The organism is Vreelandella sp. EE27, assembly GCF_968206495.1.
On the sequence record NZ_OZ309109.1, the window covers coordinates 1,840,660 to 1,865,981 of the forward strand.

Sequence of the window (25,322 nt, forward strand, 5' to 3'; positions counted from 1 at the left end):
CGGCCCGATATAAAACGCATTCTAGGAGGCGAACGTGACAGTACGTTTACATTTGCACATACGTGCAAATTTATTTCTTGTAAAATAAATCAATTAAAAACAGACGTTTAATATGTGTATTGGTGTTTGGGTTGAGTTGATTAAAGAAAAATTTGCACCTAAGTACGACCGGCTTCGATGCATGGAAGGCGTTTTGGTCAGTGCCTTTAAAAAAGCGGCCGGGCGCTGGCGAAGTGCGCGATGAGCTACGCTTGAAGAAGTATCGCGGATGCGGTATCTCCGGTGTCACCCCTTCAAAAAAGGATAGGAAGCTATGCGCGATCGCGGAAGAACGCGGCGGTTGATGGGCCTGGGCGCCCGTACCGGCGGGGCGATGCTTAAAACCCGGCTGGGCGGCCAGGCGGACTGGCGCTCGCTCGGGGAGGCGCTGTTCGAAGGGCTTTCCGAGCTCAAGGGCCCGGCGATGAAGATGGCGCAGATGATGTCCCAGTGGGACGACCTGCTGCCGCCGGATTTGGCCGAGGAACTCGCCAGGCTGCAGCGCCAGGCCGAGCCGATGCCCTGGCCGCGCATCCGCGAGGCGCTGGTGCTCCAGTACGGCGATTTGGACGGCCACTTTAGCGAGATCGAAGAGCGGCCCTTCGCCAGTGCCTCCATGGGCCAGGTACATAAAGCGGTGACACTCGACGGCGAGACGGTGGTCTTGAAGGTACAGTACCCCGGCCTTGCCGAGGTGCTGGAGAGTGACCTGGTGCAATTGCGGCGCATCATGCGGCTGGGCCGCTGGTTCAAGGTGCCCCAGGCGCGGCTGGATGCGATGTTCGAGGAGCTCGCCGCGGGGCTACGCGACGAACTCGACTATACCGCCGAGGCGCAGGCGCTGGCCCGCTACCGCGAGCGCTACATAGACGAGCCAAGGCTGGTGATCCCGGAGCCCGTCATGGCGCTTTGCGGCACCCACGTGCTGGCCATGCGCTTCGTCGACGGTACGCCGCTGCGCGAGCTGGAAAGCGCTGACGACGCCACCCGCCAGAAGGTGGCGCAGGTATTGGCGGACTGGATCACCGAAGAGCTTTTCACCCATGGGGAGCTTCACGCCGACCCCCACGCGGGCAACTTCGCCGCCGACGCGAACGGGCGGTTGGTGATCTACGATTTCGGCGCGGTGATCCCCGTGCCCAGGGAGCGCCTTGCGGCGATGATGGCGCTTTTGAAGGCCACGTTGGACCAGGACCCAATGGCGATGGACGAGGCCATGGTGAAGATGGGCGGCCGCCAGGGCCAGGGCGCGCCGCTCACGCTTTATCGCGAAGCGGCGGAAAGCATTACCCCGCTTTTTGAGCCCGGCGAGCAGGACTTTGGCGACGTGCGCGTACACCAGCGCCTGCGCGAGCTTTCGCCCAAGGTGTGGGGCGCGATGGACCGCCTTCAGCCCCCGGCGGACACGCTGCTGCTTTCCCGCGCGCTCAACGGCCACTACTGGAATCTGGTGCGCCTGAAAGCGCGCCTGGACATGCACGAGCGTACCCGTCCGCTTTTAAACTGGGCCGGCCACGTGCCGCCGCCGACGCCTTAACGCTACCGTGACGACATGGCGAAATGACTCTTGAGGTGTGCGTTTGACGCGGGGCGGTCGAGCCGGCGCTCGACGCACAGTAACAGTCGTTCAACGCCCCGCCAATCCTCCTGCGAGAAGCCCCGTGCTCATGCTAGACTATGGCGCTTTCTAAACAGTGGAGTTGGCAAATGCTGGCGGTATGGGTCGATCAACTGCTGGGATTCGCCTCAGGGGCACTCTCGGCAATCAGGCAGCAAGAGCACTATCCGGATTTCATGACCTGGGTTCGGGCGCAGGGTGCTGAGTACTTCAACGGCGATATAGCGACCGCCCAGGCGCTGGCGCCGATTCTTTGGTCGCAAGCACCGCTCGAACGTCTCGAATTCGCAAGCGAGCCGCTGGCCACACCCGGGCGCAACGAGCCTTGCTGGTGCGATTCCGGGCGCAAGTACAAGCAGTGCTGTCAACGGGTGAGTTTTCCCACCGAGATCCCCGGCCAGGTAATGTGGATGCTTTCGCTCAAGGAGTGGAAGGGTGCCACGCTCAAGGCCGCCCTCGATAGCCACCACGCCCCGGCCCAGGCGCTTCTCGAAGCCGGGCTGATCGCGGCCGAAAGCGGCCAGAGCGGGCGCGCCATGCAGATTCTCGAGTCGCTTTTCGATGGCAGCGACTGGTCGCGCCTGCCCGACCAGGCCGAGCCCGCCTTCGAGATTCTGCTCGATATCTACCAGGAGCGCGGCTTCACCCGCAAGCGCGCCGACCTGCTCGACGACGTGATGGAGCGCGGGCCGATGTTTCTACGCGGCGTCGCGCTCGAGCGGCTTTGCTTGATGCACCTGGATAACGACGACCTGGACAGCGCCCGCGGCGCGTTCATCAAGGCGATGCAGGCGCTGCCCGACTCGCCGACGCTTGCGTATATCGAGGCGATGCTGCTGCTTCACGAGGGGCACGAAGAGGAGGCGCGCGAGCGGGCCAACTTCTGGTATCGCCGGCTGGTGCGCCAGGGCGGGCTCGACGAAGAGCAGCTCGAGTTTCTCTCGGCGCTGGCCGATAACCCCGGCGCCACCCTTGCCGACCAGCTTTTGAGCGCCGAAGAGGACCTGGCGACGCCGCTGATCTCGCTACAGTCGCTGTTAGCGGCACTGCCGACCGCGCCGAAGCTCGATCTCAAGGCATCACAAGACGATACGCGCCTTTATTACACCACCACCGCCCGCGAAGAGACCCTCTTTGCCGCCTGGCACGAGCAGTTCCAGGTGTGGGTCGATGACGACGTAGCGCTTGGCTTTCGCGACGACCCCTGGGGCAACGCGGTGGAGTGGATGTCGGCGCTTTGCGCCAACCCGGAGTGGCTGGATTCGCCCCAGGTGATGCAGGATGTCACGCTGGCGCTGACCAGCCGCTTCGGCAGCCTCCCCTGGATGGCGCCGAGCCTACTGGAGCCACTGGCGGTGCGCCTTTCGCGTTGGCTGGAGCAGGCCCGCGCTGCGGGTAGCGGTAGCCTCTGCTGGGACGACGCGCAAAACGTCATGCTGCTACGCACCGGCCTGGCGCTGGTGGTGGGCATGGAGCGGGGAGCCCGCCAACACTCCCGGGAGCTTGCCGAAGAACTGCTGGCCATCGACCAGGAGGATAGCCTCGGGCTCAAGGAGCTGGTGCTGGACCAGCTCTTGCGCGATGACCGCAACCGCGAAGCGCTGACGCTTACCGAGGAGTGCGAGAAAGACGACGGCTCCCAGGTGCTGGGGCTTTTGATGGGCAGAACCCTGGCACTTTATCGGCTGGCCGAGCACCAGGCCGCCGAAGGCGCGCTGAATCAGGCCGTGGCCCACAACCGCCATGCCCTGGAGCTTCTCTGCGCCGAGAGCCCCAAACCCTCGCTGCCCCACGCGGATGGCCAGGTCGACCCGGGCTCGCGGGCGGAGGCCTGGCAGTACCGCACGCTAATGCGCGATCAGTGGCGCACCACGCCGGGTGCGCTGGACTGGCTTTTAAAGCACCGCTAGCGCGGCGTCTCGAACAGCGTCTTGTCCTTGTTGACCCAAATTGCCAGCAGCACCGCCGGTAGCCCTAAAAGGGTCGCCACCAGGAAAAAGGTGGCGTACCCCTGGGCGCCGACCACCAGCCCGCCAAAGCCGCTCAAAAACTTGCCCGGCAGCGTCATCAGCGACGAGAACAGCGCGTACTGAGTGGCGGTGTAGGCCTTCGAGGTCAAACTCGATAAAAAGGCGATAAAGATGGCGCTGGCCAGGCCGTTGGCCAGGTTGTCGCCGATGATGGTGACGACCAGCATCGGCAGCTCATCGCCGATCAGCGCGAGCGCGGTGAACAGCAGGTTGGTCACCATCACGAAGGCGGCGCCACCGATCAACAGCGGCTTCACCCCGTAGCGCGCCACTAAAAGCCCGCCCAGAACCCCGCCGGTAATGCTCATGGCGATCCCGAATATATTGGTCACCGCGGCGATCGTCTCGAGCGAAAAGCCCAAATCGATATACAGCGGGTTCGCCATCGAGCCCATGGCCAAATCGCTGATACGAAACACCGCGATGAAGGCCAAAAGCCCCAGCGCCTTGACGCCGAAGCGGCGAAAGAAATCGATGAACGGGCAGACCACCGCGCCGATCGCCCAGGCCACAAGGCGGCGCCGCCACTTGGGCTGGCCGCGGCTTTGGCGAAGGTAGGCGCGCACGCTGGGCTCGTGTACCAGCTGAATGGTCAATGAGGCGCGCTTGGGTTCCGGGCGAACCAGCACGGCCAGCACGCCCACGCCCATCAGCGCCGCCATCGCCAGGTACGCTACCTCCCAGGAGTAGTGCGAGGCGACGTAGAGCGCCCCGGCCCCGGCGGCAATCAGCCCGCAGCGGTAACCGATGATGTAGGTCGACGACATGGCCGCCTGTAGATCGTCGCTGGCCGACTCGATCCGGTAGGCGTCCACGGCGATATCCTGGGTCGCCGAACCAAAGGCGACCAGCAGCGCAAACGCCGCCACGAACCCCAGGTTGCCCACCGGGTCGATGCCCGCCATGCCGACAAGCCCGGCGGCGATCGTCACCTGGGCGATGAGCATCCATCCTCGGCGCTGGCCAAAACCCCGCGTCAGCACCGGAAGCGCCAGCCGGTCGACCACCGGCGCCCAGAAAAACTTGATCGAATAGAGAATGCCGATCCAGGAGAAAAAGCCGATGGCCGCCACTTCGACCCCATCGCTTCTAAGCCAGGCCGAAAGGGTAGAAAACACCAGCAAAAAGGGCAGCCCCGCGGAAAACCCCAGAAACAGCATGGTGATCACCGGCGCGCAGAAGTAAACGGCCAGGGCGCTTTTCCAGCTGCGCCTGGGAGTAGGGGATACCATGGTGATAGGACTCCAGAAAAAGCCGTTAACGGTGGCCTTGGGAAAACGCGGCAGGATAAACTGGCCGCCTGAAAGAGCCGATAGCTTACCGGAGAGGAGTTTTCCGTGTCGATTACGTCACACCAGGTCGTCAGTCTGCATTACGTATTGAGCGACGTCCCCAGTCACGGCCAGCCCGAAGTGCTCGATGATTCCCAGGCGCGTCAAAAGCCTTTGGAGTACCTTCATGGCCACGAGAACATTTTACCAGGCCTCGAGCGCGCTCTCGAAGGCAAGGCCCCGGGGGATGCGTTCAGCGTCACCCTTGCGCCCGTCGAGGCTTATGGCCTGCGCGACGAGGCGTTGATCAAAACCGTGAGTCAAACCGCTTTTAGCGGCGCCGAGCTCACCCCGGGCAGCCGCTTTCAAACCGAAGGTGAAGCGGGCCCGCAAATCGTGACGGTGCTCGAGGTCGCAGGCGATAAGGTCCGTGTGGACATGAATCATCCGCTAGCCGGGCGCACGCTTGCCTACCAGGTGAAGGTACTCAGCCTGCGCGAGGCGACCCGGGCCGAGCTTGCCAAGGGCCATCCGCTGCCCCCGGGAACCGAGCACAAAAAAGTCGAAGATCGCAAGGTGCTTTGATCGATGCACTTTAGAAAGCCTTAACGGCTCAAAACGTGACCGAGATCACGGTTTTCAAAGCCGATGGCCGTTAAAGTAGTTGAAAGCGTTGGGCACGCAGCGTCTTTATGGTGTCGCTGCATGTGTGCATTTGCTTTGTCAGGGGGAAGGCGTCGAGCCTTCACTTAGCCGGCCGGGGAGGCCGGCTTTTTTTTGCCTATCGATCCGCGGTCTACGCGCAACGGGGCGTATCGAGCTTGGCCCAATGGGGCGTTCGTCGCGGCGAGCTATTGATAGCGCATGATATCGCCATGCATCGGCGCCAACCGGCCGAGCAGGTCGTTGCGCATGCCAAGCGGTACCCGTTGTGCCTGCAGGGCGGCGTCGAGATGCTCGACGAGTCGATTGAAATGGGCGTCGGTGATGCCCATGTTTTGGTGGGCTCGCTCCATGGGCGGGCCCTCGTAACGGCAAGGGCCGCCACTGACCTCGCAAAACTGGCTAGAAAGTGCGTCGGCCAGGTAGTCGATATTGGTATTGGCAAAAAAGCCGACGAGTGCCGGGTCATCGGCGATGCGATAAAGAAAATTCTCGACCACCGCGTCGATCGTGGCTTCACCGCCCATTCGATCATAAAGCGTTTCAGGCGGTGAGCTCGCCGCGCAGCTTGCAAGTGTCAATACACCGGTAAGCGCTACCACGGCCAAGAAGCCAGAGTGAGCACGGCGTTGGTTTTTCGAGCGTGTCATCGAGCCCCCTTTAAAAAGCTGCCTGAAGTGAAAGATAGCCGCCGCGCTGGGAGGGCAGGCCGGCGATGCTGCCAAGATCCAGCCAGGCGCCGGTCACCGACACGTGCTTGTTGAAGAAGTAGGCGCTGTAAATGCTTTGCCAGTCATCTTCCTGGGCCACGCTCAGGTTATCCGGTTTTTGGCGATACTCGGTGCCCAGAACCCATTGCGGGGTGATGAAAAGCCCTACGCTTCCTTCCGCTACCCACTGGCGACCCCCGTCATCGCCCCCAAAACCCAGCAGCCCGCCCTGGTTGGCATCGGTGTTGCGAAGCGTTGCATTGAGCAAAACGTTACGCCCGGCCACCGCCCCGAACAACAGCTTGCTGGCACTCAAATACCCATCGTTGCCTTGTGTACGGTGGGCGCCTAACGCCGTGGGGGTGCTGCCATCCACGAGGCGCTTGTGCTGAATGCCCGCGCTCCAGATCCCCCAAGGGTGATAGAGCACATCGCCCCATAAGCGCAGCTTGAGGCCATAAATATCCTGCTCCAGCTGGCCGCCCAGGGTTTGTAGGTCGAGGGTTTGGCGCGCGTAAGAGACCTCGACGCGATCGTAAATGTTCGCGCTGGCGCCCATGACCGTCAGGCGGTAATCGTCGAGCCATGCCCGGGACGCCGCGGTCGTCACCCCGATTTCCTCGGCGCTCGCCGTACTGGAAAGTACCGCCCAGGGCGATAACCCGCCCCCGGCGGCGCCTTCTATGGCGCTAACGCCCCCGGTGCCGATAATACGGCTACCAGCCCAGGCGTCGGTTGCCGGAAGCGCCAGGCTCACCGCCGCAAGGCTTGCAAGCCACCAGGGCGTCTCCAACAACCGCTTCATCGAAGCCTTTACGCAGGCCAAGGCAGGTGTGATGGCCGATACGGGTAAGTAGTCCATCCGGAAGATTCCTTCAGTGTATTAGACCGATCAATCGGGCAAGGGGAGCGAGAGCGTCTCGAAATTATCCAGCCACCCCGTCAGCGCCTCGCTGGGCATCGGTTTGGCGATCCAGTAGCCCTGCAAATAGTCGCAGCCAAGCTTGCTCAAAAGCTCGGCACTGGCCAGGTTTTCGACACCCTCGGCGACCAGCCTCAGCCCCAGGCTATGTCCCATTTCGATGGTCGAGCGGACGATAGTGAAATCATCGGCCTGGGTATCCAGGGCGAGCACGAAGGATTTATCGATTTTTAGTTCGTTCACCGGCAGGCGTTTGATTTGGGCAAGCGAAGAGTAGCCGGTCCCATAGTCGTCGATTGCGATCGAGAGCCCCAGGCCTGCAAGTTCGAGCAGCGTTCTGGAGGCGATGTCCACATCCTGCATGACCGCACTTTCGGTCACCTCGACGCTCAACTGCCAAGGGGTGAGCTGGTAGCGCTCCAAAAGCGCCGCGATCCGCTCGCAAAGCAGCGGATCCATGACGTCGCTCGTGGAGAGATTGACCGCCACGGACAAGTGGTAACCGCGCTGTTTCCAGTCGTGCAGTTGCGCACAGACGTGGGAGAGCATCCACTGAGACAGCATGCCGATATGGCCGGAGCGCTCCGCGAGCCCGATGAATTCGTCCGGGGGAACGAAGCCAAGCTGGGGGTGTTGCCAGCGCATGAGCGCTTCGCATTGATTGACCAGGCCCGTTTGCGTAGTCGCCTTGGGCTGGTAAGCCATCCAGAGCTCACCGTTGTCGACGGCCCTTTGAAGATCGCGAATCAGGGTGAGCTGGCGCTGGTGCTGCTCGTCCTGGCCCGTTTGATAGCGCTGATGCGTGCAGTGCGTGCGCTTGGCGGTATCGAGCGCGACATCCGCCCGGCGCAACAAAAGCTGGGGAGTGTCGCCATGTTCGGGGTAGTTGACTTCACCCGCACAAAGCGAAGGCACGATAGGCGATTTATCGAGGGTGATCGGGTGACAAAGCGTCTCGAAAAGGGGAGCTCGTCCGCTGGCGCTGCTGCTGGCCTGGCGGTGAATCAACAATAGCTCATCGCCGTCCAGCCGGTAGGCGGTGCTTTCGAAAGCCTTCTGGTTTTGCAGACGCTGGGCCAGGGTGACCAGCACGTTGTCGCCCACCGCGTAGCCGAAGGTGTCCTTGATATCGCGAAAGTTGGCAATCGCCAAACGCATGAGAGTGAAGGCGTTGCCGGCGTCGATGGCCGCGCGGATATCTTCTTCTGCGCTAACCCGGTTGGGAAGGTCGGTCAGCAGGTCGTGGCGCGACTGGTAGTGGAGCACGGCTTCGCGCTTTGCAATCTCGTCTTGCATGGTGAGCAGGGTCACGGCGAGCTGACGGGTCTCGCTACGCTGATTGCCCTGGCCCAGGTCGGTGACGCGCTCGCCCTGGCCAATGCGCTTCGCAGCCTGGGCGAGCGCCATGAGAGGTTGGCTCATGCTGCGGGCGCTCCACATGGCCACCAGCGCCGTGAACAAAAGTATCAGCGCCACGATACCCAGCAGCTGCCACCAAAGGGAGCGGTAAGCACCCAGCAGCTCGTTGCGTGATAGCTGCAAAAGCACGTGGGTTTGATAGGTGTCGTTGGCGTAGAGGGTGCTGGCGTAGGAGAGATACTCGTCGTCCGGGGTCATTTGGCTGGTGTTGGCGTACTCGCCGTCCATCAGCTGTTCGCGGCTGCTGCTTGCAAGCTCCATCGCGACGGGCCCCGGGAGCGAGCTGGCCAGTTCGCTGATCCGGTCGTCTTGATAGGTAACGACGTTGATATCGAGGCCGGTCAACGCCTTGACCTCGTTGGTGACCGTTTCGTCGATCAGAAAGCCCATACCCACCCAGCCGATTTGATTGGGCGCGCGAACCGGCAGCAGGGCGAACTCGTAGGGTTGGCCGTCGATGACCACCACACTGACCGCCGAGCCGTTCAAATTGGCGCGCTCGAAAAGCTGTGGAAAGGGCATTTCGCTGCCTTGCGCGTGATGACTACTCGCCAGAATACGCCCCTCGAGGTCGCTAAGAAGCACCGTATCGGCGTTGGCGCGGGTGCCGTGGTTGACCAGCACCGAGTAAAGCGTTTGATTATCCTGGGTGGACACCGCGCTTTTGAAACCGAAGTCGCCGGCGAGAATGGCAATATTCTGGCTGAGCTGCTCGCCACGAGACGCGAGCAGCTGATTAAAGACGTTGGCGCCCACCTCGAGGCGCTGATGGCCCTTGGCAATGATGTCGTTTTGCGTGGCGCGAAGAAACGCCGCGCCGGTGGCAATCTGCGACACGAGCACGACGGCGAGCAGGACCAGCATCAGGCGTGTGCGAAAGCGCATGGCATCCTCGAGCAGATAGCGCCTGTCGACGCCAGCCGATAACGAATCATCATGACATCAGCTCCCGGTGGCCTGTCTAAAGCGTTCTTGAAGCGGCGAAAGAGAAGGTGCCACGGGGGCGAGCGCGTTGAGCTCGAGGCGAACGTCCAGCGGTGCGTGCTGAGTGATCTCGCCTTCCCACCAGACTTGTTGGCGGTCGTCCAGCTGCGGGTGCCAGACCCGAACGCGGTGTTCCCCCGGGGGTAATTCGGGAAGATCCAACACACCGTCAGCGCCGGTTTTTTGCACGTAGGGCGCCTCGCTTACCACGATGAACGCCTGCATATTGTCGTGAATATTGCAGCCCAGCACGACGATACCCGACTGGTCGAACTCGATGGGCGGCGGCGTTTCCTGCAAGTAGAGGTTGAGTTCGAAGGTCTTGGCCGGTGAAAACGAATAAACGTGGTGGCGCGTCGTATCCTGGTTCGGAAACGAAACGAAGCTGCCCACGGGCACGGCCAGCACCCGAGGATGAAACGCCGCATTGCGTTGATAGATACGGCCTTCTTCGGTGGGCGTATCCGCCTGATAGGGGGCGTAAACCTCGACCACCGCATCCTCGAGCGGCTGGCCACGGGTATCACTAACCGTAATGACCGCCCCGTAGCTATAGGAGGCCATCGCTAAAAGCGTCAGCACAGCGGCGCGTGCCGAACCTGCAAGGATACGACGGGTGGATAATGCCACGAGGCCCCCGGTTTAAATTGAGAAATAATGAACTTAATAGTGTGTCGCTTGACGTGAAAAGTCATGTTATCCGTTTAACGATAAGCCAACTTAACTAAAAAGAGTACTAGAAAGAAGCGGACCTTGAGGGAGGGGCTGGCAGGTATGTCTAACAGGTACGTATAACGGGGAGGTTTAAAAAGGGCGTGAAGCCGCTATGAACGCTAGCGCCAGGCGGATTGCCAGGCGCGCATTACCCGCTCCGGGTACCAGGTTTTGCCCTGGCTTCCGTTATAGCGGGCCAATGCCCGGGTAAAGTCGCCCCCTTCTACGGCCAGGTAGTGGGCCAGAATCGTACAGCCGTAGCGAAGGTTGCGGTGAGGATGGGTCAGGTCGTCCATGGGCAGGCCAAGCTCGGCTACCCAAAAGGGCATGATTTGCATCAGGCCCACGGCGCCGGCGGTGGAGACCGCTTCCTGTTTGAAGGCGCTCTCCACCTCGATCAGCGCAAGCACCAGGCTCGGGGGGAGTCCGGCCAGATGCGCCTCCTGGTAGAGGCGGGTCAACAGAGCGTCGCGCTCGGCGGGGTCGGCAATGAACCTGGCAAGCGGCGGGTGCATGCGCGCTCGCCACTGGCGCATCTCGGCACTCAACGCGTGCTGCTCGGCGCTGCCCGCGGCCTCGAACGTCGAGCGAAGCGGCGCCTCGGCCACGGCGACAAGCGGCGATAGGGCAAGGCATAGCGCGCTCGCCCCTACCAGGCGCCAAAGCCGCGCCGCCGCGCTCACAGCCGGTTAGCGGCCGGCGCGTTCGTTTAGAAACGCGGTGATCTGATCCTGGGCCACCATGGTCGCCTCGGCGTCGCGGCGGCCCTTGTACTCGAGCTCGCCGTTATCCAGGCTGCGATCACCAATCACGATACGGTGCGGTACGCCCATCAGCTCCAGGTCGGCAAATTTTACCCCCGGGCGTGTATCGCGGTCGTCCAATAGAACGTCGAAACCGGCCTTGGTCAGCGACTGGTAGAGCGCCTCGGAGGCTTCGCGCACGCGCTGTGATTTATGCGCGTTCATGGGCACCAACGCGACGTTGAACGGGGCGATGGCATCGGGCCAGATGATGCCGGCGTCATCGTGGTTCTGCTCGATGGCGGCGGCCACTACGCGGGTGATGCCGATACCGTAGCAGCCCATCCAGGGGTGGATGGTTTTGCCGCTATCCCCCAGCACTTTGGCGTCCATCGCCTCGGAGTATTTCTGACCGAGCTGAAAGACATGGCCGACTTCGATGCCGCGCTTGATCGAGAGCGTGCCTTTGCCGTCCGGGGAAGGGTCGCCTTCGACCACGTTGCGCAGATCCGCGGTCTGCGGCAGCGCCAGATCACGCTCCCAGTTGATACCGAAGTAGTGCTTGCCTTCGATATTGGCACCGGCGCCGAAGTCGGACATCAGCGCGACGCTGTGATCGATGATTATTGGCATATCGAGCCCCACCGGGCCCAGTGAGCCAAAGCCCGCGCCGGCGGCGGCGCGGATCGCTTCTTCGTCGCCCATGGTCAAAGGGCTTGCCACCTCGGGCAGGTTTTCTGCTTTCACTTCGTTGAGCTCATGATCGCCGCGCACCAGCAGCGCGATCAGCCCGCCTTCAGCGCCGCGTACGATCAGTGTTTTCACGGTTTTTTCGATCGCAAGACCGTGCTGCTCGACCAAGGCGGCAATGGTCTTGGCGTTGGGTGTGTCGACCAGGTGCATTTCTTGGCTCGGCGCGTCGCGCTTGGCGTCGCTGCCAAGCGGGGCAGCCAGCGCTTCGGCTTTTTCCATGTTCGCCGCGTAGTCGGATTCGTTGGAGAAGACGATATCGTCTTCGCCGGAGCTTGCCAGCACGTGGAACTCGTGAGAGCCGGTCCCGCCGATCGAGCCGTTGTCGGCGATCACCGGGCGGAAATCGAGCCCCAGTCGGGTGAAAATACGCGTGTAGGCGTCGTACATGTGCTGATAGGTTTCGCCGAGCGAGGCTTCATCGCTGTGGAAGGAGTAGGCGTCCTTCATGATGAACTCCCGCGAGCGCATGACGCCAAAGCGCGGGCGGATTTCGTCGCGAAACTTGGTTTGAATCTGGTAGAAGCTAACGGGCAACTGCTTGTAACTGGAAATTTCCCGGCGAACGAGGTCGGTAATGACCTCTTCGTGGGTCGGGCCCACGCAGTAGTCGCGCTCGTGGCGGTCCTTGACGCGCAAAAGCTCCGGGCCGTACTGCTCCCAGCGGCCGGACTCCTGCCACAAATCCGCCGGCTGCACGGCGGGCATGAGCACTTCCTGGGCGCCGGCGCGGTCCATCTCTTCGCGCACGATGCGCTCGACCTTGCGCAGCGTGCGCAGCCCCAGCGGCAGCCAGGTATAAAGGCCCGAGGTCAAACGGCGAATCATGCCGGCGCGCAGCATCAATTGGTGACTCACGACCTCCGCATCGGCCGGGGTCTCTTTTAGTGTGGCAATCAGTAGTTGGCTGGCGCGCATGAGCGAGGAACTTCCTTTAGGGTCGGTAATACGTTGAATGATTGCATTGTACGGGCAAGCGGTAAAGGCGGCAAAAATTAAGCGCCGTGCCAAAGCGTTAGCGCAATTATGCTAGACTGGGCCGCTCCAAATGGTATAACCGGTTTATAGCCAGGCCATTTTTTTCACTTTTTCAGGAAGGGTATCGATGAAACAGCTCGTACACCGTGGTTTGAAAGGCGCCGTCATAGGGGGGCTGATCATTAGCTTGAGCGGTTGCGGGACGTTGTTTCACCCGGAGCGCAAGGGCCAGCTTAGCGGCAACGTAGACCCGGTGGTGGCCATCGCCAATGGCGTTGGGCTGTTGTTTTTCATTCTGCCCGGCGTGATCGCCTACGCAGTGGACTTCTCCAACGGCACGATCTACTTGCCCAGCAATTCGAGCGCCTCTATCGATACCTTCAAGCTCGACGACTCCCAGGATCTGGCTTCGCTCGAGCGAATCCTTTCCGACAAGGCCGGCCAGCCCGTCAACCTGCACGACGAGCTTTTGATCATGGAAGAGGTCGAAAGCCTGGATGAAGCGCTCGCCCTGGTGCGGATGTCCGGCGTCATGGACGACGAGCGCCTGAGCACGCTTTAAAGCGCGCGCCGGGCAAGTTTTAACGTGATCAGCCCGGCCACCAGCCCCCAAAAGGCGCTGCCAATACCCAATAGCGAGATGCCGGAGCCGGTCAGCAAAAAGGTAACGATCGCGGCGTCGCGCTGATCGCTTTGCGCAAACGCGCCGGCAAGCCCCCCACTCAATGTGCCCAGCAGCGCAATCCCGGCAAGTGCGACGACCAGCGCCTGGGGCAGGGCCGTGAAAAGCCCGGTCACCGTCGCCCCGAACACGCCCATCAGGATATAAAACACGCCCGCCGCCACGCCCGCCGTGTAGCGCCGGCGCATATCTGCGTGGGCGTCCGGGCCGATACACACCGCCGCGCTGATCGCCGCCATGTTCAGCGCAAAGCCGCCAAGCGGTGCCAGCAAAAACGTCGCCGCCCCGGTCCAGCCGATCAGCGCGGAGCTATTGGGCTGATACCCCGCCGCGCGCAGTACCGCCACCCCGGGCAGGTTTTGCGTGGCCATGGTGATGATGAAAAGCGGTATGCCGATGCTGATCAGCGTGGTGGGTACGAAAGCGGGCGAGGTCCATACCGGTAGCGCCGGAGCAAGCGGGATACCCGCCATGTTCACCTGGCCCAGCAAAAGCGCACCGGCCAGCCCCACCAGCAGCACCACCGGTACGGCAAGCGTTGGCCAAAGCCGCCGGCCCGCAAGCCAGGTGACCAGCATGATCAGCGGTAACAGCCACTCGGTTTCCATCACGCCAAATAGCTCGAGCCCGAAGCGCAGCAAAATGCCCGCCAGCAGGGCCTGGGCAATGGCGTTGGGAATATGGCGCATCAGCCGCTCGAAAAGCCCGGTCACACCGCACAGAGTGATCAAAAACGCCGAGAATAGAAACGCGCCGATCGCCTCGTTGATCGGCACGCCAGGCAGGCTGGTCGCCAAAAAGGCCGCCCCGGGCGTGGACCAGGCGGTGAGTAGCGGCATGCGGTAGCGAAGCGAAAGCCCAAGCGAGGTCAATCCCATACCGATACCCAGCGCCCAAAGCCAGGAGCTGATCTGTGCCGCCGTCGCGCCCGCCGCCGCGGCGGCCTGAAAGACGATGGCCGCCGAGCTCGTATAGCTAATGACCACCGCCACCAGTCCCGCAGTAACCGTGGAAAGCGTGGTATCTCGCCAAAGCGAGGGGCTAGCAGGAGTAGAATGTTCAGGGGTCGTCATGGCGGGCCTTTAATCGTCGGTATACGTTATAACGCACAAAACGACGCTACCATTGTGCGCTATAGCGCACAATGGTTGTCGGGGCGTTCACCACGCTCGCCTTTGGGGGGAATTACCTACCCCGGCGTATGGGAAGGGTTGGGAATGCTTGGAAAGCGCGGCGGGTTATGGAGCATGTAGGCGTGGCACGCGCGCAGCACGCGTACATCGTCGAATTTACCGCCGGCAAGCTGAAAGCCTACGGGTAGCCCTTCGTTGGTAAAGCCGCAGGGCACGGAAGCCGCTGGCTGCTGGCTCAGGTTGAAGGGGTAGCTAAACGAGGCCCATTCTTCCCAATCGCGCATGTCGCTGCCCGGTGGCACTTCGTGGTTGGCCTCGAAGGGGGGAATCGCCACCGCCGGGGTCATCAGCAGATGGTAGTTCTGGTTGAAATATTCGAGGCGCTGAGTGATGTAGGCGCGCTCGTTGAGCGCCCGGAAAAAGTCCAGCCCGCTCCAGCCTTGTGCCTCCTTGGCGTTGGCCACCAGGCCCGGGTCGAGCAGTTCGCGCTGCTTGTCGTCCAGTTGATCCCACTGGTGAAGCGAGGCGGTGAACCAGAGCTTGCGAAAGGTATCGATCGCCGGGCTCAGGCCCGGGTCGACCTCGACGACCTCCGCGCCCAGCTCGCTCAACACCTTGGCTGCCTCACGCACCTTTTCCGCCACCTGGGGGTCGACGTTGACATGACCAAGATCCGGTGAAAAGCCGATACGCAAGCCTTCCAGGCTCTTGTGCAGGTCTTCGCCCCAGCAGTCGGGCTGGCCCCGAGTGGCGTAGGGGTCGCGGTAGTCGTAGCGGCCGATCACGTTGAGCATGCTGACCGAGTCTTCCACCGAGCGGGTAAGTGTGCCCAGGTGCGAAAGGCTGGGCTCCTTGGCCGGTGGCCACTGAGGCACCCAGCCGTAGGTGGGCTTGAAGCCGAAGGTGCCGGTAAAGGCGGCGGGAATGCGAATCGAGCCGCCGGAGTCGCCGCCCTGGTGCAGTACGCCCATATTGAGGGCCGCGGCCACCGCAGCACCGCCGGACGAGCCGCCGGGTGTGAGCCGCGTGTCCCAGGGGTTGGTGGTGGCGCCGAATACGCGGTTATCGGTCACCGCTTTCCAGCCAAATTCCGGCGTGTTGGTCTTGCCCAGAATGATCGCCCCGGCTTCGCGCAGCATACGCGCCGGTGGGGAGTCGGTATCGCACACCTTTTTGGTGGTGGTGAGCGAGCCTTCCCGGCACGGCATGCCCGCCACCTGGGCCAGGTCCTTCATCGACACCGGCACGCCGTCGATGGGGCTCAACGGTTTACCCTGGCCCCAACGCCTGGCCGAGGTCTTGGCAGCGCTTTCGGCGCCCTCGTGGTCCACGTGAACGTAGGCGTTGACCTCGTCATTGAAGCGATCGATACGCTCCAGCGCGGCGCGGGTGGCTTCAAGGGGTGAAGCCTGTTTGTTTTCGAAAAGTTTACGAAGCGAATGGGCATCCATTAAGCCTAAATCGGTCTCGCTCACAACGACTCCTTGTCTGATTCTTCTCCGGGTTTGTACTTTGTCGGCAGTGAAGCCGATATAAGCCTAGCAAGTAATGCCGAGGGCGCAAGACGTCCGGTTTTTCGTTCTTAAACGTGCCCAGCCGAGGCGTTTTAAGGGAAAGGTCCTGATGGTTTATCGTGATCATCAATGAATATTAAGGTTATTTAGTGGCTTTGTTATATTAGGTTACTTACAACCCTGGGTTTAAAAGCCAATATGGCCTGGGCGGATAAGGATATTCGCCAGGGAGTATCGAATCAGGAAGATTTCCAGGGAGGCGCGGGCAGGATGCCCGCGATGTTCACACGGACGTCGCAGCAAAGCCCGGCCTTATGGCCGGGCTTCTACGTTATAGCCCTGCGCATTAATTAATGGGGGCAAGGCATCAAATTTCCTTGGCCAGGCTTGGCGGGGCTTGATCCAGGTGCAGGTAAGTTGCATCGAAGCCGCTAAAGGCTTTCATCCTTTCCCAGTCGCGAATTTTCATGCGTTTGCTTTCCCAGAAAATCAGCTCTTCAGCGCGGAGCTTGCTCACGACGCGGCTGGTATGTACCGGGGTGATGCCCATGGCCTCGCCTATTTGCTGCTGGGTCAGCGGAAGGTAAAACGAATGATCGCTCGTCAAGCCGGCCGCCCAGGAGCGAACCAGTAATTCGCAAAACAAATGGGCCATGCGCTGGTCGGCCCGCCTGCCGGCAATGTTGAAAACCCATTCGCGTAAGGTGGATTCATCGACGAGCATCGACCAGAAAAGAGCGCGCGCAATTCGCGGGTGGTGTTCGTATATTTTTTCGATATTGTGCTTGGGAATAGACGTGAACGTCGAGGGCACCACGGCGCATATGGAGTGATCCATTTGCTTTATGAGGGTGATATGCACATCGCACGCGTCGCCGGGTACCAAAAACGCGAGCGCTTGAAACTTGCCTTCTGCACTCACCTTGTAGCGCGTCGCCCAGCCTTCGAGCAAAATGTTTACTTCGTAGGGTTTGTCTTCTTCTTGTATGAGGTTTTCGGACTTTTTCAGGGTTCGGATGGGCGTTACATAACCTTCGAGTGCGCTGACTTCCTCTTTAGAAAAAGATTGGAAGTTTTCCAGTTTCCTAATGAAGTTCTTGAGCAAAAGACGTATCCCTGAAATATTTACTCATTAAATATCCGCATTTATAAGCCTGAAAAATAGTTTTGTAAAAACAAATATTTATTTAAAAAGTTAACATTGTTGAAGGTTTTCTGAAAATGGTTTTTTATTTTTAAAGATGATACATCGATAGTCAGCTCAAGCTGCTGACAGGCCTCGCCTCGGCTCTTTTTTTTAACGCCTGTCGAGATTAGAAAAATGAACAGGGGTGTAGTAAAACGTCGTTTTCACAGGAGAGGTCGATGACACGCGAATCACCCGCCATTGCCGGTTACGTTGCCAGTACCGTTAAACGGCTACGCAATGCACGGGGGTGGAGCCTGGGTCGAGCTGCCACGCAAACCGGTGTGAGCAAGGCGATGCTGGGGCAAATCGAACGTGGCGAATCGAGCCCGACGGTATCGACTCTCTGGAAAATCGCCAGCGGGTTTCGGGTGTCGTTTTCCACCTTGTTCAATGGCTCGAAGCCCGCCCAGGGCGAGCTCGAGCGTGATAGCGGGGAGTCGGTGTGGGGGCATGATAGTGCGGGCATGCAGGCGCGGCTGCTGTTTCCGTTCGATCCGCTTTTGGGCTTCGAGATGTTCATGATCGAGCTTGCCCCGGGGGCAATGAGCGAATCCGCACCCCACGCAAGCGGGGTCGTCGAGCATATCGTGGTCGTCGAGGGGGAAATGGAGCTGCGCATCGACGAACGCTGGCAGTGTCTGAAAGCCGGCGAGGGGCTGCGGTTTTTCGCCGACCGGCCCCACGTCATGCGCAATAGCGGAGCGGCGAGGCTTCGCTTTCACGACGTCATTCACTACCTGCCCGGCGCGGCTTCGGGCAACTGAGTACGCAGCCAGCGGATCTCTTCCGGCCAGTTTTCTGGCTCGACGGTTTCCAGTATCAGGGGGATATCGTCGGTGCGAGCATCCTGGATAATGGTCGTGAACGCCTCCAAACCAATGTTGCCCTTGCCCAGGCTATGGTGGCGGTCCACTCGGCTTGCGAACTCGCTTTTGGCGTCGTTCAAATGCATGCCGCGCAGGTAGTCGAACCCCACGATGCTGCCAAGCGCGTCCAGGGTTTGCTCGGTGGCCTTGGCATCGCGCAGATCATAACCGGCGGCGAATGCGTGGCAGGTATCGATACACACGCCCACGCGGGTTTTGTCCTCGACGTTTTCGATAATCGTGGCCAGGTCCTCGAAGCGCCAGCCCAGGTTGGTGCCCTGGCCTGCCGTATTTTCGATCACCGCGGTTACACCCCGGGTTTGTTCGAGCGCGATATTGACCGACTCGGCGATACGTAAAAGGCAGTCGTGCTCGCTGATCTTTTTCAAAAAGCTGCCCGGGTGAAAGTTCAAAAGCGTCAGCCCCAGCTGCTCGCAGCGCTGCATCTCATCCAAAAACGCCGCCCGGGATTTCTCGAGGCCTTCCGCTTGGGGGTGGCCCAGGTTGATCAAGTAGCTATCGTGGGGAAGAATTTGGTGAGGCCCGAAGCCCTGCGCGTCACAGGCTTTTTTGAATGCCTGGATGGCCTCTTCGGTGAGCGGCTTGCCTTTCCACTGGCGCTGGTTCTTGGTGAACAGTGCAAAGGCGTTGGCGCCGATCTCGACGGCGCGGTGTACGGCCTGGTCCGGCCCGCCGGCGGCACTGACGTGGGCACCGATATACTTCATGACGTTTCCTTACTGGGACGTGGTTTCGCCCATTATGCGTTATCCCGATGATCCAAAAAACGTTTGAAAAGCGCCGGTTGATCGGTAATCGCGCTCGCAATTCCCCAGGCCCAGCGGGGCTCGAAGGCGCTGGGGTCATTGGGTGTGTAGCAAAGAAGCTGATAGCCGGCCCCGACCATTGCCTCGGCCTGGGGGCGTTTCAGGCGTGCCCAGTCCGGGTGAATACTAAACGCCTCGAGCTCTTCGCATACCGCCTGCCACCCCTTGGGGATGCTTGCGAACAGCACGCCCAGCGCGAGCGTATCACTACCGGCGAATTCACGGCAGCGGCGCAGCGCCGCCATATCGAAAGAAGAAACGATAAGCCGCTCGGCGGGGATTTGGTTCAAAAGCGTAGGCATTACCGCGTTGACCAACGCGATCGGGTCGCGACCCTTATTGACCTTGATTTCCAGGTTGACGCCCATGCCGAGCTCGTTTAAAAGCGCCAGCATTTCATCAAGAGTAGCCATTTTTTCACCGGTGAAGCGGTCGCAAAACCAACTGCCCACGTCCAACCGCTTGGCGGCTTGCAGGCTCAGGCTTGCAAGCCCGCCGCGCCCGTCGGAGCAGCGCCGGACATCGGCGTCGTGCCAGATCACCGGCGTGGCGTCGGCCAGTAGCTGCACATCGAGCTCTACCCAGGTAGTGCCGGCGTTGTAAGCTTCGCGCACGGCGGTCAGGGTGTTTTCCGGGGCGGCAGCAGAGTAGCCGCGGTGGGCGATCAGCGCCGGTAACAAAATGCCTGGATTCGACATGGTGTATCCGTAATAGTGGGGAATAAAAGGGCAGTTTAGCATGGGCGTATGACAGCGCGATGGCTTCGCCAGAAGGCTTGATTTATCGCCTCTGACGCGGTTGGATAATGCAAGGTAGTCGATCGTTTAATCATCCAGGGAATATGGGAGTGTTCGTTTATGGCCAAGCGGATCGAGTTTGCAACCACCGGTGACTCGCAAGTGCTCGAGGTAAAGGATGTCGACCCTAAGGCGCCGGGCAAGGGCGAGGTTCGTATTGCCAACAAGGCCGTGGGGCTCAATTTTATTGATATCTACTTTCGTACCGGGCTTTACCCGGCGCCCTCCATGCCCTCCGGGCTTGGCACGGAAGGGGCCGGCGTGGTGGACGCGGTGGGTGACGGCGTGAGTCATTTGAAAGAGGGCGACCGGGTGGCCTACGCCCAAGGGCCGCTGGGTGCCTACGCCGAGCTTCATGTGCTCCCCGCCGACAAGGTCATCAAACTGCCCGACGGTATCGACTTCGAAACCGCTGCGGCGAGTATGCTCAAAGGTCTGACCGTTCAATACCTGCTGTGCCAAACCCAAAAGCTCGAAGGCGGCGAGACGATTCTTTTTCACGCCGCCGCCGGTGGGGTGGGCTCCATTGCCTGCCAGTGGGCGAAGGCGCTGGGCGTGAAGCTGATCGGCACGGTGAGCTCGAAGGAGAAAGCCGAGCTTGCCAGGGCCAACGGCGCCTGGGCGACGATCAACTACGCCGAGGAGAACGTGGTCGAGCGCGTGCGCGAGCTGACCGATGGCCAGATGTGCGACGTGGTTTACGACTCGGTGGGTAAAGATACCTGGGAGATGTCGCTTGACTGCCTGAAGCCGCGCTCGCTGATGGTGAGCTTTGGCAATGCCTCGGGCCCGGTCGATGGCGTCAATATCGGTATTCTCAACCAAAAGGGCGCGCTGTTCGTGACCCGGCCAAGCCTTAACGGCTACGCCGACACCCGGGAGCGCTTCGAGCAGATGTGCAGCGAATTTTTCGAGATGATCGAAAGCGGCAAGATCAAGATCGACGTGGCCAATCGCTACCCGCTCGACGAGGCCGGCAAGGCCCAGGATGCGCTGCAAAGCCGTCGAACCACCGGCTCCACCATTCTTCTTCCCTGAGCCTGGGTTGGAGATTTTCGAGAACAAAAGCCGCCCTGGGGCGGCTTTTGTCGTTTGAACGCGGCGGCTTTGAGGGTTACTGGTCGGTATCTTCGTAGACCCTATCGAAAAAGCGCTGCTCGATGTGGCTGGCTTCGACAAAGGGGGCGCGCAGGCTCTCGAAATCGCGTTCGGCACCGACCCGGTTGAGCTCGGTACGTAAAAAGTCCACCCAGCGCACGAAATCCTCATCGCTATGAATTACGATCCAGTCGCGGTGTTCGGCGCGTTCGGGCAGCGGCTGCTCGGCGCGCTGGGCCCAATCGAGATAGAGCCATTCAGCCACCACCAGTACGACCAGAATCAGCGCGTAGTCCTGGGATTGGCAGGCCTTGTCCATAAGCGCAATGAAGGCCTGGGTGGGTTCGGCATGGGGTGGGTTGCGCCACTGCGCCTCGGCGACGCCGAGTGCCTGAAAGGCGTCGATGAAATAGCGGTACTCGCCCCCGGCCACGATGGCTAGCTGGCGCGCGTGGGTGAGCCGCGCCTCGGGGTCATCCGCGGCGCACACCGCCGCGCCCAGTAAGCGTACGAAGGTATCGCAAAAACAAAAGTCTTGAACCAGGTAGCGCGCGAACGCGGGATCAGCGATGTCGCCGCTGATCAGTTCATCGACGAATCGATGATTGACCGAGGCGTCCCAGTACGGGGCGGCGGCTTCGCGCAAACGTTGACACAAATCCATATAACGTCCTTTCAGTGGTGGGGGCTTTGGATGCTCGTAAGGGGAGCGCTCAGTGCCCGATTGATCGGCTTAAGTGTAAGCGCGGCAATGGGCCCGCGATAGCCGGTTTTAAAGCGGGGCCGCCATTGGCGCCCCGGGTATGAATACCCTATGGCTTCGCCCGCTAATTAATAAGTTAACTTGCGCCGTGTTTTGGGTTAAAAGATCAATAGATTACATACCACGCGGCAACCTTGCCAGGTGGTAAAAGGAGACGTTGTTCAATGGCGATCGAGTCGCTCGGACTGGCCCCCAGTACGCTCATTTTCATCATCCTGGCACTGACACTGGCGGCGTTCATTTGGGGCCGCTTTCGCTATGACCTGGTCGCGCTGACCGCGCTTTTGAGCTCGGTCATGGTGGGCCTGGTGCCGGCGGATGAGGCTTTTTCAGGTTTTGGCCACCCGGCGGTGATTACCGTCGCCGCGGTGCTGGTATTGAGCCGCGGTTTCGAGCGCTCCGGGGTGGTCGATATCATCGCCCATCAGGTCATGAAGGCCGGTGAGCGCCTGATGCTGCAGCTTTTGGTGCTGGTGGGCACGGTCGTGGTGCTCTCGGGAGTCATGAATAACGTCGGCGCTTTAGCGCTACTGTTGCCGGTGGCCATGCGGCTGGCGCGTGAGCATAATACCTCGCCTTCACTTTTGCTGATGCCCCTGGCGTTTGGTTCGCTACTAGGGGGGCTGACGACGCTGATCGGTACGCCGCCCAATATCATCATCGCCGCATACCGGGGCAACATTACCGGCGAAAATTTCAGCATGTTCAGCTTCTCGCCGGTGGGCGTGGCGGTGGCGCTGGCGGGCCTTGCCTTTATCGTACTGCTGGGGTGGCGCTTTACCCCCAGGCGTAATAGCCAGGCAGGCTCTGCGGACATGTTCGATACCGCCAACTACCTGGTCGAGCTAAAAGTCGCCGAGGAATCCAAAGCCAACGGGTTAACGCTTCAACAGCTTCGCGACGAGTTGGACGAAACGATCCCGGTGCTTGCCGTGGTGCGCGATGATAGCCGCCTCGCGGGTTACTCGTTTCACGGCGTGCTCAAGCAGGGCGATATTTTATTGCTCGAAGCCGGCCCGGACGAGCTTCAGCTACTGGAGGACAAGGTCGGCTTGAGTGCCGTAGCGGAGCTTGACCAGGACGCGCCGGAGGAGCAAACAAGCCAGGATGAAGAAGAGCTCGACCCGCAGGACGACGAGCCGGTCGACACCGAAGGCCTGCAGCTTGTCGAAGCGGTGGTACGCAATGATTCGATGATGATCAACCGCAGCGTGCGCCAGCTTCGCCTCAACCATCAGTTCGGTCTTCATCTGGTGGCCGTAGCGCGCGATGGCGGCCGTTTGAAGCAACGCCTTCGCGATATCCGCTTTCAAACCGGCGATGTATTGCTGCTCCAGGGCAGCGAAAAGGAGATTGGCTACAGCCTCTCGACGCTTGGCTGTCTGCCGCTTGCCAACCGCGAGCTACACCTGGGCCAGCCGCGTAAGCTGGCCGTGTCGTTGGGAATTTTTGCGCTGGCCATTGCCGCCATGTTGTTCGACCTGCTGCCCGCCGCGGTCGCCATGAGCTCGGCGGCGCTGGTGTCGCTTTTGATCGGCGTGCTGCCGCTTCGAGAGGGCTACCAGGCCATCGACGGGCCGGTGATCATACTGCTTGCCGCCATGCTGCCGGTGGGCGAGGCGCTCGAAACCAGTGGCGGGGCGGACATCATCGCCAACTCGCTTTTATATTTTGGCGCCGATTGGCCCGTCGTCATCTCCCTCGTGGGCCTTTTCATCCTGTGTATGCTGCTCTCCAACATCGTCAATAACGCCGCCGCGGCGCTTTTGATGGCGCCGATCGCGGTGAGTTTGGCAAACGGCTTCGACGTCTCTTTGGAGCCCTTTTTGATGGCCGTGGCGGTTAGCGCTTCCTGCGCCTTCCTGACGCCTATCGGGCATCAGTCCAATACCCTGGTGCTCGGCCCCGGCGGCTACCGTTTCAGCGACTACTGGAAGCTGGGCCTGCCGCTTTCGATCGTGGTCATGGTCACCGCTATCCCCGTAATTCTGCTAGTGTGGCCTTTATCCGGCTAGACGCCTGCATTTTTGAACCCGTGAACACGGCCAGGCGCGCGATAGCGCGCCTGGCCACCTGTATAAAAGGCTCGGCCCATGAATCAACAGTATCGCCAGGACGCCATTGTCGAACTGGTACGCCAGAACGGCTACGTGAGCATTGAGCAGCTCACCGAACACTTCGCCGTCACCCCGCAAACCGTTCGTCGTGATCTCAATACGCTCTCCGACGAAGGACGTATCCGCCGGGTACACGGTGGCGCCGGGGTGGAGTCGAGTACGGTGAATACCGCTTACAGCACGCGTAAAACCCTTCATCTGGGTGAGAAAGAGCGCATTGCGCAGTGCGTGGCCGCGCACATTCCCGACCACGCGTCGCTTTTCATCAATATCGGTACCAGCAACGAAGTGATCGCCCAGGCGCTTTTGGAGCACAAGGGCCTCGAAATCATCACCAACAATTTGAACGTGGCCGCCATTTTGCAGCGTAAGGAGGATTTCTCGGTGATCATTGCCGGCGGCCAGGTACGCTCGCGCGACGGCGGCATCATCGGCGAGGCGACTATCGACTTCATCAATCAGTTCAAGGTGGATGTCGGCATCATCGGTATTAGCGGTATCGACGAAGACGGTTCACTCCTCGAGTTCGACTATCAGGAAGTGCGCGTCGCCCAGGCCATTATCGCCAACTCGCGGCGGGTGTACCTGGCGGCGGACTACTCCAAGTTTCACCGCAACCCGGTGGTTCGCCAGGGCAACATTGCCCAGCTCGATGCGCTATTTACCGACCGCCAACCGCCAGAGGCCATCATTAAGCTACTGGGCGAGCACGGTGTCGAACTTCACGTTGCCTGAAATACGCATCGGTTTCCTGAAACCCTGTTTCAAATAGTTTTGAAACAGGGCGTTTAAACGCCGCCTCGAAACGACATTGGCCGATTACATTTAAAAAAGTATTAATCGTCGCTCTTCATCCTGATAAAGCCGCCGCGCCAGTGGCTAATGCCGATCAGTTAGGCTTGGCTATCACCTGTGGGACGGAGCTTTAGCTCGCGACGGTGGCTTGGACAAGGCGCCTGACGGCGCCATTCGCCGAATTGTCGGACCACCGCTGAAGCGGGCTCCACAACAACGAAATCTTGCATCCATCCCTTGTAGGAGCAGGCTTCAGCCAGCGATGCAGCGCAACGCGCTGCTGGGGTTGGTGATGATGGCAACCAAAAGTGCCGTCGCCACCGAAGGGCGGCTATCGCCGCCATCGCCCAATGGAATTGGGCTCCTACAATGGAGTCGTGCCCCCTCCCTCGTAAGAGCAGGCTTTAGCCAGCGACGCAGCACAACGCGCTGCTACAATAGATTTACCGCTCGTTGTGGGTAGGCAAAAGCCTTAACTGATCGGCATTACCACCCCAGTGGCGGCTTTTTATTCGATTTAATGACGCGTTAACGCACTTTTTTATAGCACAACGCCAATAAAACGAGCGTTTGAAAGTAATCGACATAAATAGCGCTCAACGAGTGTTGGTGTAGTCGAGTTACAACCCCGGCCCCTGCCAATGATTGATTGTCGGCGTTATCGGCGTCGGCCATAGTCACGTCATGGCTTTGAATAACG

General features: G+C 60.5%; 21 protein-coding genes. 8 read left to right on the top strand and 13 right to left on the bottom strand.

Annotated elements, in window-relative coordinates; genetic code table 11:
• The first annotated feature begins 313 nt into the window (after positions 1-313).
• Positions 314-1,576 carry an ABC1 kinase family protein gene (locus tag ACWHVV_RS08865; protein WP_447929003.1) on the top strand — a complete coding sequence of 421 codons (1,263 nt, stop codon included), beginning with the start codon at positions 314-316 and terminating at the stop codon, positions 1,574-1,576.
• 170 nt (positions 1,577-1,746) lie between these two features.
• Positions 1,747-3,567, top strand: a complete 1,821-nt coding sequence (locus ACWHVV_RS08870) for an SEC-C metal-binding domain-containing protein (RefSeq protein WP_447929131.1) — start codon at positions 1,747-1,749, stop codon at positions 3,565-3,567.
• Here the strand turns inward: ACWHVV_RS08870 and ACWHVV_RS08875 are convergent.
• Positions 3,564-4,919, bottom strand: a complete 1,356-nt coding sequence (locus ACWHVV_RS08875) for an AmpG family muropeptide MFS transporter (RefSeq protein WP_447929004.1) — start codon at positions 4,917-4,919, stop codon at positions 3,564-3,566. The genes ACWHVV_RS08870 and ACWHVV_RS08875 overlap by 4 nt on opposite strands.
• Before the next feature lie 105 nt (positions 4,920-5,024).
• Between ACWHVV_RS08875 and ACWHVV_RS08880 the strand changes: the two genes are divergently transcribed.
• Positions 5,025-5,543, top strand: a complete 519-nt coding sequence (locus ACWHVV_RS08880) for an FKBP-type peptidyl-prolyl cis-trans isomerase (protein WP_447929005.1) — start codon at positions 5,025-5,027, stop codon at positions 5,541-5,543.
• A gap of 266 nt (positions 5,544-5,809) precedes the next feature.
• Here ACWHVV_RS08880 and ACWHVV_RS08885 read toward each other — a convergent pair whose 3' ends face one another.
• The 6 genes from ACWHVV_RS08885 to ACWHVV_RS08910 all read right to left on the bottom strand — a co-directional run bounded on the left by ACWHVV_RS08885 (position 5,810) and on the right by ACWHVV_RS08910 (position 12,781).
• Complete coding sequence (locus ACWHVV_RS08885; RefSeq protein WP_447929006.1) at positions 5,810-6,271, bottom strand: group I truncated hemoglobin; 462 nt, start codon at positions 6,269-6,271, stop codon at positions 5,810-5,812.
• 10 nt (positions 6,272-6,281) lie between these two features.
• A complete protein-coding gene (locus ACWHVV_RS08890; RefSeq protein ID WP_447929007.1) occupies positions 6,282-7,193 on the bottom strand; it encodes a DUF3034 family protein in 912 nt (303 codons plus the stop codon).
• A 30-nt stretch (positions 7,194-7,223) separates the two neighbouring features.
• Positions 7,224-9,557: a putative bifunctional diguanylate cyclase/phosphodiesterase gene (locus tag ACWHVV_RS08895; RefSeq protein WP_447929008.1), complete on the bottom strand. Its 2,334-nt coding sequence runs from the start codon at positions 9,555-9,557 to the stop codon at positions 7,224-7,226.
• A gap of 57 nt (positions 9,558-9,614) precedes the next feature.
• Complete coding sequence (locus tag ACWHVV_RS08900; RefSeq protein ID WP_447929009.1) at positions 9,615-10,286, bottom strand: Cupredoxin; 672 nt, start codon at positions 10,284-10,286, stop codon at positions 9,615-9,617.
• Positions 10,287-10,489: 203 nt separating this feature from the next.
• On the bottom strand, positions 10,490-11,053 hold the full coding sequence (locus ACWHVV_RS08905) for a transglycosylase SLT domain-containing protein (RefSeq protein WP_447929010.1): 564 nt from the start codon (positions 11,051-11,053) through the stop codon (positions 10,490-10,492).
• A gap of 6 nt (positions 11,054-11,059) precedes the next feature.
• A complete protein-coding gene (locus ACWHVV_RS08910) occupies positions 11,060-12,781 on the bottom strand; it encodes a proline--tRNA ligase (protein ID WP_447929011.1) in 1,722 nt (573 codons plus the stop codon).
• A gap of 187 nt (positions 12,782-12,968) precedes the next feature.
• On the opposite strand from ACWHVV_RS08910, the gene ACWHVV_RS08915 reads away from it, so the two are divergent.
• The gene (locus ACWHVV_RS08915; protein ID WP_447528725.1) at positions 12,969-13,403 is read left to right on the top strand and encodes a hypothetical protein; all 435 of its coding nucleotides are present in this window, start codon (positions 12,969-12,971) and stop codon (positions 13,401-13,403) included.
• On the opposite strand, the gene ACWHVV_RS08920 is transcribed toward ACWHVV_RS08915, so the two are convergent.
• From ACWHVV_RS08920 to ACWHVV_RS08930, 3 genes are all read right to left on the bottom strand, one after another.
• Entirely contained in the window at positions 13,400-14,596 is a 1,197-nt protein-coding gene (locus ACWHVV_RS08920; RefSeq protein WP_447929012.1) for a benzoate/H(+) symporter BenE family transporter, read from the bottom strand. The genes ACWHVV_RS08915 and ACWHVV_RS08920 overlap by 4 nt on opposite strands.
• Before the next feature lie 116 nt (positions 14,597-14,712).
• Positions 14,713-16,131: an amidase gene (locus ACWHVV_RS08925; RefSeq protein WP_447929013.1), complete on the bottom strand. Its 1,419-nt coding sequence runs from the start codon at positions 16,129-16,131 to the stop codon at positions 14,713-14,715.
• A 406-nt stretch (positions 16,132-16,537) separates the two neighbouring features.
• Positions 16,538-17,275 (bottom strand): Crp/Fnr family transcriptional regulator, encoded by a 738-nt coding sequence (locus ACWHVV_RS08930; protein ID WP_447929014.1) that lies wholly within the window; start codon positions 17,273-17,275, stop codon positions 16,538-16,540.
• 260 nt (positions 17,276-17,535) lie between these two features.
• On the opposite strand from ACWHVV_RS08930, the gene ACWHVV_RS08935 reads away from it, so the two are divergent.
• Positions 17,536-18,123 (top strand): helix-turn-helix domain-containing protein, encoded by a 588-nt coding sequence (locus ACWHVV_RS08935; RefSeq protein ID WP_447929015.1) that lies wholly within the window; start codon positions 17,536-17,538, stop codon positions 18,121-18,123.
• On the opposite strand, the gene nfo is transcribed toward ACWHVV_RS08935, so the two are convergent.
• Positions 18,093-18,953, bottom strand: a complete 861-nt coding sequence (gene nfo / locus ACWHVV_RS08940) for a deoxyribonuclease IV (protein WP_447895977.1) — start codon at positions 18,951-18,953, stop codon at positions 18,093-18,095. The genes ACWHVV_RS08935 and nfo overlap by 31 nt on opposite strands.
• 32 nt (positions 18,954-18,985) lie before the next feature.
• Positions 18,986-19,750, bottom strand: a complete 765-nt coding sequence (locus tag ACWHVV_RS08945) for a glycerophosphodiester phosphodiesterase family protein (RefSeq protein ID WP_447929016.1) — start codon at positions 19,748-19,750, stop codon at positions 18,986-18,988.
• Positions 19,751-19,909: 159 nt separating this feature from the next.
• On the opposite strand from ACWHVV_RS08945, the gene ACWHVV_RS08950 reads away from it, so the two are divergent.
• The gene (locus ACWHVV_RS08950) at positions 19,910-20,887 is read left to right on the top strand and encodes an NADPH:quinone reductase (RefSeq protein WP_447929017.1); all 978 of its coding nucleotides are present in this window, start codon (positions 19,910-19,912) and stop codon (positions 20,885-20,887) included.
• A gap of 76 nt (positions 20,888-20,963) precedes the next feature.
• On the opposite strand, the gene ACWHVV_RS08955 is transcribed toward ACWHVV_RS08950, so the two are convergent.
• The gene (locus tag ACWHVV_RS08955) at positions 20,964-21,611 is read right to left on the bottom strand and encodes a TenA family protein (protein ID WP_447929018.1); all 648 of its coding nucleotides are present in this window, start codon (positions 21,609-21,611) and stop codon (positions 20,964-20,966) included.
• Between the two features lie 263 nt (positions 21,612-21,874).
• On the opposite strand from ACWHVV_RS08955, the gene ACWHVV_RS08960 reads away from it, so the two are divergent.
• Together ACWHVV_RS08960 and ACWHVV_RS08965 are read left to right on the top strand one after the other, a co-directional pair.
• Positions 21,875-23,725, top strand: coding sequence for an SLC13 family permease (locus tag ACWHVV_RS08960; RefSeq protein ID WP_447929019.1), 1,851 nt, complete (start codon positions 21,875-21,877; stop codon positions 23,723-23,725).
• 78 nt (positions 23,726-23,803) lie between these two features.
• A complete protein-coding gene (locus ACWHVV_RS08965) occupies positions 23,804-24,562 on the top strand; it encodes a DeoR/GlpR family transcriptional regulator (RefSeq protein WP_447528735.1) in 759 nt (252 codons plus the stop codon).
• Positions 24,563-25,322: the final 760 nt, after the last annotated feature.